At 33.3% G+C, this 7,844-nt stretch carries 5 protein-coding genes, 21 tRNA genes and 1 rRNA gene; 2 read left to right on the top strand and 25 right to left on the bottom strand.

Annotated features, from left to right (window positions below):
- Positions 1 to 186, bottom strand: a 16S ribosomal RNA gene (locus tag BLS77_RS11150); the annotation flags it as partial.
- Between the two features lie 749 nt (positions 187 to 935).
- Here BLS77_RS11150 and BLS77_RS11145 point away from each other — a divergent pair.
- Positions 936 to 1,012 (top strand) — tRNA-Arg (locus BLS77_RS11145).
- An 86-nt stretch (positions 1,013 to 1,098) separates the two neighbouring features.
- On the opposite strand, the gene BLS77_RS11140 is transcribed toward BLS77_RS11145, so the two are convergent.
- The 24 genes from BLS77_RS11140 to rph all read right to left on the bottom strand — a co-directional run bounded on the left by BLS77_RS11140 (position 1,099) and on the right by rph (position 5,955).
- Positions 1,099 to 1,719: a copper homeostasis protein CutC gene (locus BLS77_RS11140; RefSeq protein ID WP_089969533.1), complete on the bottom strand. Its 621-nt coding sequence runs from the start codon at positions 1,717 to 1,719 to the stop codon at positions 1,099 to 1,101.
- 221 nt (positions 1,720 to 1,940) lie between these two features.
- A tRNA-Gly gene (locus BLS77_RS11135) sits at positions 1,941 to 2,014 on the bottom strand.
- A gap of 34 nt (positions 2,015 to 2,048) precedes the next feature.
- Positions 2,049 to 2,123, bottom strand: a tRNA-Gly gene (locus tag BLS77_RS11130).
- Positions 2,124 to 2,198: 75 nt separating this feature from the next.
- Positions 2,199 to 2,283: transfer RNA gene (locus tag BLS77_RS11125), tRNA-Leu, on the bottom strand.
- A 9-nt stretch (positions 2,284 to 2,292) separates the two neighbouring features.
- Positions 2,293 to 2,368: transfer RNA gene (locus BLS77_RS11120), tRNA-Lys, on the bottom strand.
- 5 nt (positions 2,369 to 2,373) lie between these two features.
- Positions 2,374 to 2,448: transfer RNA gene (locus tag BLS77_RS11115), tRNA-Gln, on the bottom strand.
- A gap of 4 nt (positions 2,449 to 2,452) precedes the next feature.
- A tRNA-His gene (locus tag BLS77_RS11110) sits at positions 2,453 to 2,528 on the bottom strand.
- A gap of 4 nt (positions 2,529 to 2,532) precedes the next feature.
- A tRNA-Lys gene (locus tag BLS77_RS11105) sits at positions 2,533 to 2,608 on the bottom strand.
- 5 nt (positions 2,609 to 2,613) lie between these two features.
- Positions 2,614 to 2,690 (bottom strand) — tRNA-Arg (locus tag BLS77_RS11100).
- Between the two features lie 29 nt (positions 2,691 to 2,719).
- Positions 2,720 to 2,793: transfer RNA gene (locus tag BLS77_RS11095), tRNA-Gly, on the bottom strand.
- 34 nt (positions 2,794 to 2,827) lie between these two features.
- Positions 2,828 to 2,902: transfer RNA gene (locus BLS77_RS11090), tRNA-Gly, on the bottom strand.
- Between the two features lie 73 nt (positions 2,903 to 2,975).
- A tRNA-Leu gene (locus BLS77_RS11085) sits at positions 2,976 to 3,060 on the bottom strand.
- A gap of 9 nt (positions 3,061 to 3,069) precedes the next feature.
- Positions 3,070 to 3,145 (bottom strand) — tRNA-Lys (locus BLS77_RS11080).
- Between the two features lie 5 nt (positions 3,146 to 3,150).
- Positions 3,151 to 3,225 (bottom strand) — tRNA-Gln (locus BLS77_RS11075).
- Positions 3,226 to 3,229: 4 nt separating this feature from the next.
- A tRNA-His gene (locus tag BLS77_RS11070) sits at positions 3,230 to 3,305 on the bottom strand.
- Positions 3,306 to 3,309: 4 nt separating this feature from the next.
- Positions 3,310 to 3,386 (bottom strand) — tRNA-Arg (locus tag BLS77_RS11065).
- Between the two features lie 37 nt (positions 3,387 to 3,423).
- Positions 3,424 to 3,497: transfer RNA gene (locus BLS77_RS11060), tRNA-Gly, on the bottom strand.
- 22 nt (positions 3,498 to 3,519) lie between these two features.
- Positions 3,520 to 3,595: transfer RNA gene (locus BLS77_RS11055), tRNA-Pro, on the bottom strand.
- A gap of 3 nt (positions 3,596 to 3,598) precedes the next feature.
- Positions 3,599 to 3,675, bottom strand: a tRNA-Arg gene (locus BLS77_RS11050).
- 77 nt (positions 3,676 to 3,752) lie between these two features.
- Positions 3,753 to 3,826: transfer RNA gene (locus tag BLS77_RS11045), tRNA-Gly, on the bottom strand.
- A gap of 21 nt (positions 3,827 to 3,847) precedes the next feature.
- Positions 3,848 to 3,923: transfer RNA gene (locus BLS77_RS11040), tRNA-Pro, on the bottom strand.
- Positions 3,924 to 4,101: 178 nt separating this feature from the next.
- Positions 4,102 to 4,581 carry a YfcE family phosphodiesterase gene (locus tag BLS77_RS11035; protein WP_089969531.1) on the bottom strand — a complete coding sequence of 160 codons (480 nt, stop codon included), beginning with the start codon at positions 4,579 to 4,581 and terminating at the stop codon, positions 4,102 to 4,104.
- 10 nt (positions 4,582 to 4,591) lie between these two features.
- Positions 4,592 to 5,203 carry an RdgB/HAM1 family non-canonical purine NTP pyrophosphatase gene (gene rdgB, locus BLS77_RS11030; protein ID WP_089969528.1) on the bottom strand — a complete coding sequence of 204 codons (612 nt, stop codon included), beginning with the start codon at positions 5,201 to 5,203 and terminating at the stop codon, positions 4,592 to 4,594.
- Positions 5,203 to 5,955, bottom strand: coding sequence for a ribonuclease PH (gene rph / locus BLS77_RS11025; protein WP_089969525.1), 753 nt, complete (start codon positions 5,953 to 5,955; stop codon positions 5,203 to 5,205). Before rph ends, rdgB begins: the two co-directional genes overlap by 1 nt.
- A 194-nt stretch (positions 5,956 to 6,149) precedes the next feature.
- On the opposite strand from rph, the gene BLS77_RS11020 reads away from it, so the two are divergent.
- Positions 6,150 to 7,772: a hypothetical protein gene (locus BLS77_RS11020; RefSeq protein ID WP_242873971.1), complete on the top strand. Its 1,623-nt coding sequence runs from the start codon at positions 6,150 to 6,152 to the stop codon at positions 7,770 to 7,772.
- Positions 7,773 to 7,844 lie beyond the last annotated feature (72 nt).

Below are 7,844 nucleotides of genomic sequence, written 5' to 3'. Positions count from 1 at the left end.
AAACTGCAATGTTATGCGGTATTAATCTTCCTTTCGAAAGGCTATTCCCCTCTATAAGGTAGGTTGCCCACGTGTTACTCACCCGTCCGCCGCTAGATTTGTTCCGAAGAACTCCTCTCGCTCGACTTGCATGTGTTAGGCACGCCGCCAGCGTTCGTCCTGAGCCAGGATCAAACTCTCACTAAAAAGTTTAATCTTGTAGTACTCCTTATCTCTTTCGAGCTAAGTTTCCTTTATTCGCTGACTCTCAAAAAGAATTGCTGGTTATTATTACTTAACTTTAATTATCTGTTCAATTTTCAAAGATCTTGCCACTCAAGCGACTTCTTTATCTTACCACCTTAAGAATTTCTTGTCAATAAATTTTATAATTTACTTTTTTAAGATTCTTAATGTATTTTCTTGTCGCTCTCAAGCACAATGACTATTCTATCATAGGTTTTAATTATAACTTTTCAATATATAGTATTTTTTTAAGATTATCATGATAATGCTCCTCTTATTACGCATTTTAATACGTTTTACTACTATTGATACACCAGGTAATGTTTAAGGATATTAATATACTATTTTATTGAAAATATAATAGTATATTCTATTTATTAACATATTATAGTCTATCATATTTACATATTATTTTAATAATATGCTATCATCTATTGTATATTAAATACTATTTATACTAGAAATAAGGTTTTTAATTAAATAACTATCTTGCAAAAGCTGAAATAAATATTTTTAAAGATGAAATTTAACCTATAAAAATTGTAACAACACTTAAAGGAGATTCTCTAAACAATAAGTAGTAACCTTTTATATTTAATACAGTTCTCTTCTCATTTTAATGTACCTATAATATAGTTTATTTTATAACCTAAAAAAAAAGATAGCAAAAAGTCGCATAAAGATTTATAATAAACTAGGTATTAAATTATGCATCTATAGCTCAGTTGGATAGAGCGTTGGACTTCGAATCCACAGGTCGGGGGTTCGAATCCCTCTAGGTGCACCATACAAAGACCTAATGAACTTTCAAAAATTTTCTACTATAAAATAAGAAAGGAGTTTGTAAAATTAATCACAAACTCCTTTTTATATTTATTTTAGATTTCCAACAATCTTAGTTCCATGTATTTCTTTTGCTCCAGTTACTTCTATAACCATATCTCTATTATTTTCATTAATTCCTGCACCTGGTATTAAAATTATTCTATTATCAGCATATCCTATTAACTCTTTAAGCGATTCTAAATTCTCTAATGCTGAAACTGTTCCACCTTTAGTAAGTATTCTATCTATTTTAAGATCCACTAAAATATCTATAGCTTCTTTCTTATTTTCAATTTCATCAAATGCCATATGAAAAGTAATATTTAATCCTCCTGCTAATACCTTTGCTTTAGAAATAAATTCAACATCAACTTTCTTATCATATGTCAAAGATCCAATTACTAATCCGCTTGCCCCTAAGGACTTGCACATTTCTATATCCGTAAACATTATTTCTTTTTCTTCTTTATTATATATAAAATTTCCACCACGAGGTCTAATAATAATATTTATAGGTAAATTTATAGTTTCTATAGTCTTTTTTATTATTCCATAACTTGGTGTTGTTCCACCCTCTCCTAAATTACCACACAGCTCAATTCTATTCGCTCCATTATTAACAGCCTTTACCACTTCCATATAAGCTCCTGTACACGCCTCAAGAATCATTTTATCTACTCCTTTTTATTTTTTCTTTTAAAAAAAGTTATCCCCATAAAATATTCTTAATCCACAGTTATTTGCGATTATTCTGAATTTTATCAACATTTTGTGACTTAAACATATAATTACTGTGGATAAGTATTGTTTAAATCACTTTTTTTGTGGATAAATATAATTTTTCCGTAAAATAAAAGGACAACTATAAAATAGTTGTCCTTTTTTTGTTTTGGAGCGGATGGCGGGAATCGGACCCGCACTATCAGCTTGGAAGGCTGAAGCACTACCACTATGCAACATCCGCATGTAGCAATAAAGAATTAACTTCAATTGCAATTTGGAGCGAAAGACGAGACTCGAACTCGCAACATTCACCTTGGCAAGGTGACGCTCTACCATTGAGCCACTTCCGCGTAAATAATATTCTAAATCTATGATTTAGCATATATAATTTACTCAGTTTTACTGAGTTTTCTTATATTTATATATGGTGCAGATGAAGGGAGTTGAACCCATACACCCGAAGGCGCTAGATCCTAAGTCTAGTGCGTCTGCCAATTCCGCCACATCTGCATATATAAATGGTGGCTCACCCGGGAATCGAACCCGGGACACCTTGATTAAAAGTCAAGTGCTCTACCAACTGAGCTAGTGAACCAAAATTGGCTGGGATAGCAGGATTTGAACCTACGCATATCGCAGTCAAAGTGCGATGCCTTACCGCTTGGCGATATCCCATTAATGGGGTGAACGATGGGGGTCGAACCCACGACAACCAGAACCACAAACTGGCGCTCTACCAACTGAACTACGTCCACCATATGGTGCATTATCAGGGGATCGAACCCGGGACACCCTGATTAAGAGTCAGGTGCTCTACCAACTGAGCTAATAATGCATATTTGGTGCGGCTTAAGAGATTTGAACTCCTGGCCCATGCCTTAGAAGGGCATTGCTCTATCCAGCTGAGCTAAAGCCGCACGTTATTTTTTAAAACAATATGTTTTAATGGAGCGGATGGCGGGAATCGGACCCGCACTATCAGCTTGGAAGGCTGAAGCACTACCACTATGCAACATCCGCATGTTGCAATTAAAGTATTAACTTTAATTGAGATTGGAGCGAAAGACGAGACTCGAACTCGCAACATTCACCTTGGCAAGGTGACGCTCTACCATTGAGCCACTTCCGCGCAAATAAAATTCTTTTTTCACTTATTAAATTGAATTTACTCATTTATAATGAGTTTCCTTATAATTTATATATGGTGCAGATGAAGGGAGTTGAACCCATACACCCGAAGGCGCTAGATCCTAAGTCTAGTGCGTCTGCCAATTCCGCCACATCTGCATATATAAATGGTGGCTCACCCGGGAATCGAACCCGGGACACCTTGATTAAAAGTCAAGTGCTCTACCAACTGAGCTAGTGAACCAAAATTGGCTGGGATAGCAGGATTTGAACCTACGCATATCGCAGTCAAAGTGCGATGCCTTACCGCTTGGCGATATCCCATTAATGGGGTGAACGATGGGGGTCGAACCCACGACAACCAGAACCACAAACTGGCGCTCTACCAACTGAACTACGTCCACCATATGGTGCGTCTTAAGAGATTTGAACTCCTGGCCCATGCCTTAGAAGGGCATTGCTCTATCCAGCTGAGCTAAAAACGCATATTGTTAAAACAATATATTTGATATTATGTTTTAATGGAGCGGATGGCGGGAATCGGACCCGCACTATCAGCTTGGAAGGCTGAAGCACTACCACTATGCAACATCCGCATATTAAGTGTTTTTTAAAAATTGGTCGGGGTGACAGGGATTGAACCTGCGGCCTCATGGTCCCAAACCACGCACGCTCCCATCTGCGCCACACCCCGAATTGGTGCGTCTTAAGAGATTTGAACTCCTGGCCCATGCCTTAGAAGGGCATTGCTCTATCCAGCTGAGCTAAAAACGCATATTTTTTTCAGAACTTTTATTATTATAATTTATTTATCTCCAATTGTCAACAAATTTTCAAAACTTGTTTTAAAATGGAGCGGATGGCGGGAATCGGACCCGCACTATCAGCTTGGAAGGCTGAAGCACTACCACTATGCAACATCCGCATATTAAGTGTTTTTTAAAATTGGTCGGGGTGACAGGGATTGAACCTGCGGCCTCATGGTCCCAAACCACGCACGCTCCCATCTGCGCCACACCCCGGAGAGTCTTTATGTTTTTTATTAACTAGCTGTTTCTCACAGCGACAAGATTTATTCTACAATATGAAAGCAAATTCGTCAACACCTTTTTTGAATTTTAATATATATCATGTCATAAATCAAAGCTATATTAAGCTAATTTAATTATTTGTCGGTTTTTAATAGGTGTATGTATTTATCTACTTTATTTCCTTTATATAAGATACTACCTCTTTCCCCTCTTCAATTTCTAAATAACCTAAACTTCTACGAATAATACCAGCACCCCTAAATATACTTCCAGGATTCATAAGTAATAATCCATCTTGTTTTTCTATAATACATAAATGAGAATGCCCAAATAAAATTATATCTACGCCCAATTCTTTTCCTCTACACATTATAGTATTCAGTTCCATTTTAACATTATAAATATGTCCATGACACATTAATATCTTTTTATCTAGAACTTTTATTATCTTCTCATTTGGATATCCTTCACAGAAATCACAATTTCCTTTAACCCCATAAACTTCGCCCTTAAAACCCATTGTAATCTCCTTTATATCAGCCGCACCATCTCCTAGATGCAAAACTATATCTACATCACTTATATAAGGTTTTACAGCCTGTATTGCACTATTAACATTATGCGAATCACTTATTACTGCTATTTTCATAATTTTCCTCCTACAAAAACTCTCTAATTAAAATTTTAAATTTTACTAAAGCTCTTCCTCTATGAGATACTAAATTTTTTTCACTTGATTTAGCTTCTCCAAAAGAGGTCTTTAATTCATCACAATAAAATAATGGATCATATCCAAATCCATCACTTCCATTAATCTCTTCCATTATATGACCTTCTACATATCCAGTCACACTTTTATACATTTTCTTGTCATCTACTACTGCTAATTGACATACAAACCTAGCACCTCTGTTTTCCCAACGGACGCCTTTAAGATTTGCTAATAATTTCTCATTGTTCTTATCGTCATCACCATGTTCACCCGCATATCTTGCAGAATAAACACCTGGTGCCCCATTTAAATGATCCACCTCTATACCTGAATCATCTGCCATTACAAGAAAATCTTTATCACCTCTATTTAAAAGGTAATCATAAATTTCCATAGCCTTCTTCTTAGCATTCTCAGCAAATGTTATGCCATCTTCAACTACATCTATATTAATATTCTCATCATTTAATGAAACTACCTCCAAAGGTAATCCAACTAATATTTCTTTAATTTCTTTAATTTTGCCTTTATTATTGCTTGCTATAATTAATTTTTTCATTATTTTTTACTCTCCCCCGTTCCAATCCAAAGTGCATCCATTTTTAGAGAATCTTTTTGCAGTTGTACCATTTGTTTTATTCCCTTTTCGGCTAAATCTAATAATTCATTAAGCTCACTTCTTTTAAAGGGACATTCTTCACCTGTTCCTTGCACTTCTATAAATTCACCCTCATCCGTACCTACAACATTCATATCTACCTTAGCCTTAGAATCTTCTTCATAACATAGATCTATGACCTTTTGGTCTCCAACTATACCAACACTTGTTGCACTTACAAAATTTCTTACAGGATAAACTTTAAATGGTTTTTTCTTATGCAGCTTATTAACAGCATCAATAAGCGCCACAAAAGCTCCTGTAACAGATGCCGTTCTTGTTCCACCATCAGCTTGTATAACATCACAATCTATCCATATAGTTCTTTCCCCTAGTGCTTTTAAATCAATTACAGATCTTAATGATCTTCCTATTAATCTTTGTATTTCCATTGTTCTACCATCTAACTTTAACCTTGATATATCTCTTGGTTTTCTATTTCCAGTTGCCCTTGGCAACATATTGTATTCAGCAGTTATCCACCCTTCTCCTAACCCTTTTAAAAATGGTGGAACTTTATTTTCTATTGATGCAGTACAAATTACCTTTGTATCTCCAACTTCAATCAAAACTGATCCTTCTGCATATTTTGTATAGTTTCTAGTTATTTTAGTACTTCTTACTTGCTCATTTTTTCTTCCATCTATCCTCATTATATTTCCTCCATTTTACTTTAGGCATTAAAATAAATACTGTATATAGTATTAAAATGTATTTATTCTAATTCTTTTATTGAAAATATCTTATTATTAAATTTCATGCACTATTTCATCTATTAAATCATATTATTAATATACGGATTATTTAAGAGGTGAATAAATTGCGATATATTGGACCATTTTTTAGAATGAATAGTTTATCCCAAAAAGAAATTAACGGTCAACTTTTTCATTTATCAAAAGAAGCTGTAAGGACATTGGTCCTTGAATCAAAATGCGGATTAGTTTCTTCAATAAAATCATATAAGAAACTTTCTCCCTCCATTGATGTTACCACAATTGGAAATTTTTCTCCACTATTATGTATGTATAAGAAATCATCACCAAACTATATCCACAACAAAAATTCCAACGGTTTTGATGAAGATACTTTTAGGAAAGAAATATGCCCAACAACTAATGCCATGATGACATTATGTATTTTAGAATTAATTGATTACTATGATAGTTTTAAAGATATAGATTCTAATTTTTATTGTCTATCAGAAGTTTATAGAAAGCTATCTCGCGATCAGCTAAAATTCTATTCTGTTAACTTAAGAAATCCTGAAGGTGTATTTATAGACAAGAAAAACCTTTTAGAAAATAATTATAAAGGTTTTAACCTAGTAGATAAAAGCAAAAAATTCAAATTTTCTGACCAAGCCTTTATGATGGTTTCTTATTACTTATATTCAAAAAAGTTTCCTGATGAGGACATAGCTGAAGAATATAACAAGTTTTCTTTAGAAATTCTTGAAATGTTTTTAAATTTCAAAGAAAAAATTTATGAATGTTCTTTCGAAGAAATTTGTAAAACCTTATTAGCTATTAACCTCTTCTACAAATACTCTAAAGATAGCAAAACTCAAACTCTTATTATTGATTTAACTGATTTCTTAATTAACAAATTTGATGAAAAAGATTATTATGTTGATTCCTTAGATTTTACTTCTTTATTTGTAATCAACTTAGTCTTATCTTATAAACATACTAAAATGATTAGTTTCAATGAAAAATCTAAAGAAATAATAAATAAACTTACTACTCTTTATGATGAAGATACGGAAATATTCATTAAATTATCTGGTAAGAAAGATATAAAATACTCTTGCCTTGATGTAAATTTTTATTTTTTATCATTTATAATATTCGCTAATGAAAATAATTGTTATAACGATTATAAAAATATGATCTCTTCTTTATATAGAAAATATTATATAGGTTCCGGACTTGTTCCTAGTTGGCCAGATGCACCCACACTAGATGACTGTGAACGATATAGAGGCTTAACTCTAAATTCCACTGATATGTTAGATGAGAGCTATTTTAGAATGCCTAATTTCTCTTCACCTATCAGTTCCGGTGTGGCTCCTATATTTAATAAAACCATTACCTATTCAAAAAAGAAGAATTCTTTCGATATAAATAGTTCTTCTTTCGATAGTTATAGAAATATGTTTAGTTTTTATTTATTTATTCTTTTATTTAAAGATGATTTTATTTCAGAAACCTCTTTAAGCATATTAGATAATAGTAGCTTAGACTCTAACCTTCAACCAACTTTCACTAATCCTAGTAATATAGATACCTCAGAACCTGAGTTGCCTTATATTCCATCGGATTGCGAAACAGGTTGCGAGGACACAGTTGAACCACCAACACTAGTTATAAACGCATCTGTTTATGATACTGTTAACTTACCATCAACAGATACAACTGATACAACTGATACAACTGATACAACTGAAATAACTGAAATAAAAATTTAACATTTTTAAGATTCATAATTTAAGTTAAATATTAAAAAGACCGGAGTTTCACTTCCGGTCTTTCACTATAAG

It is taken from the genome of Clostridium gasigenes (assembly GCF_900104115.1).
In the GTDB taxonomy this organism is placed as follows: Bacteria; Bacillota; Clostridia; order Clostridiales; family Clostridiaceae; genus Clostridium; species Clostridium gasigenes.
This window is presented reverse-complemented; position numbering and strand designations above follow the sequence as displayed.

Bases quoted from the DNA above. Each gene is read 5' to 3' on its own strand.
- rph (WP_089969525.1), bottom strand. From the start codon at position 5,955: ATGAGGATAGATGGAAGAAAAAATGAGCAAGTAAGAAGTACTAAAATA.
- BLS77_RS11140 (WP_089969533.1), bottom strand. From the start codon at position 1,719: ATGATTCTTGAGGCGTGTACAGGAGCTTATATGGAAGTGGTAAAGGCT.
- BLS77_RS11035 (WP_089969531.1), bottom strand. From the start codon at position 4,581: ATGAAAATAGCAGTAATAAGTGATTCGCATAATGTTAATAGTGCAATA.
- BLS77_RS11020 (WP_242873971.1), top strand. From the start codon at position 6,150: ATGAATAGTTTATCCCAAAAAGAAATTAACGGTCAACTTTTTCATTTA.
- rdgB (WP_089969528.1), bottom strand. From the start codon at position 5,203: ATGAAAAAATTAATTATAGCAAGCAATAATAAAGGCAAAATTAAAGAA.